The organism is Micromonospora sp. D75, from assembly GCF_018070405.1.
Lineage (GTDB): Bacteria > Actinomycetota > Actinomycetes > Mycobacteriales > Micromonosporaceae > Micromonospora > Micromonospora chalcea.
Genome location: NZ_JAGPXV010000970.1, coordinates 1 through 1402 on the forward strand (window position 1 = coordinate 1; position 1402 = coordinate 1402).

At 74.3% G+C, this 1402-nt stretch carries 1 protein-coding gene; it reads right to left on the reverse strand.

The window, feature by feature from the left end; all coding sequences use genetic code 11:
- The coding region (locus KBX39_RS31200) for an acyltransferase domain-containing protein (RefSeq protein WP_210873996.1) at positions 1-1402 on the reverse strand (1402 nt) is incomplete at both ends.

The window sequence follows — 1402 nt, forward strand, 5'->3', positions numbered from 1 at the left end:
GAACCACTGCGTCCAGGTCACCGGCATCCCGTGCACGTGCAGTTCGGCCAGGGCGTGCAGCAGCGCGTGCGCCTCCGGGCGGTCACGGCGCTGCACAGCGACGGCCAGCACACCGTCGTCGTCGGGCAGCAGGTCGGCGGTCATCGCGGTCAGGACGCTCTGCGGCCCGACCTCCAGGAACGTGTCCACCCCGGCGGCCCGCAGAGCGGTGATCCCGTCGGCGTACCGCACGGCCTCGCGCACGTGCCGCACCCAATAGTCGGCCGTGCGGATCTCGTCGCCGGCCAGGGCCCCGGTCACGTTCGACACGACCGGCAGCAGCGGCGTGGCAAAGGTGAGGCCGTGCAGGACCGCGCGGAAATCGTCAAGCATCGGCGCCATCAACGGACTGTGGAACGCATGGCTCACCGTCAGCCGGCGAGTGCGCACGCCCCGGTCGCGCCAGTGCCGCTCCACCTCGTCCAGGGCCTCGACGGCACCGGAGACGACGACGGCGGTGGGCCCGTTGACGGCCGCGATGCCGACCCGGTCGGTCAGCCTCGCGATCGACTCCACCACCGCCGCCTCGTCGGCGGCCACGGCCAGCATGCCGCCGCCCGTCGGCAGCGCCTGCATCAACCGACCCCGTGCGGCGACGAACTGGCACGCGTCGGCCAGGGACAACACGCCCGCGACATGCGCAGCCGTCACCTCACCGATCGAGTGACCGGCCAGCATGTCCGGCACGATCCCGAACGACTCCACGAGGCGGAACAGCGCCACCTCGACCGCGAACAACCCGGCCTGCGTGAACACGGTCTGGTCCAGCAGTTCCGCCTCGGCGGACCCCGGCGACGCGAACAGCACCTCCCGCAGCGGGCGCGGCAGCAGCGGATCGAGGTGCGCACACACCTCGTCCAGCGCGGCGGCGAACACCGGGAACCCGGCCGACAGCTCCCGGCCCATCCCGGCGCGCTGCGCGCCCTGGCCGGAGAAGAGCAGCGCGAGCTGGCCGCGCTGGCCGGTGGCGCCGGAGACGACCGTACCGGTGGGGTCGCCGTCGGCGAGGGCGGTCAACGCCGCGACCAGGTCGTCCCGGTCGGCGGCGGTGACGACCGCCCGGTGTTCCAGCGCGGGCCGGGTGGTGATGGAGGACCAGGCCACGTCCAGCGGACGCGGGGCCTCGTCGGCGGTCAGCCAGCGCGCCCACCGGCCCGCCTGCGCCGACAGCGCGGCGGCGTCGCGGGCCGACAGCAGCACCGGCACGACCGGCGGCACGTCGCGGGCAACGACCTCACCCTCGATCGTCTCAGCGGGCGGCTGCTCGATGATCACGTGCGCGTTCGTGCCGGAGATCCCGAACGACGACACCGCCGCCCGACGCGGCCGGTCCACGGCCGGCCACGGGGTGGGCTCGGTGGCC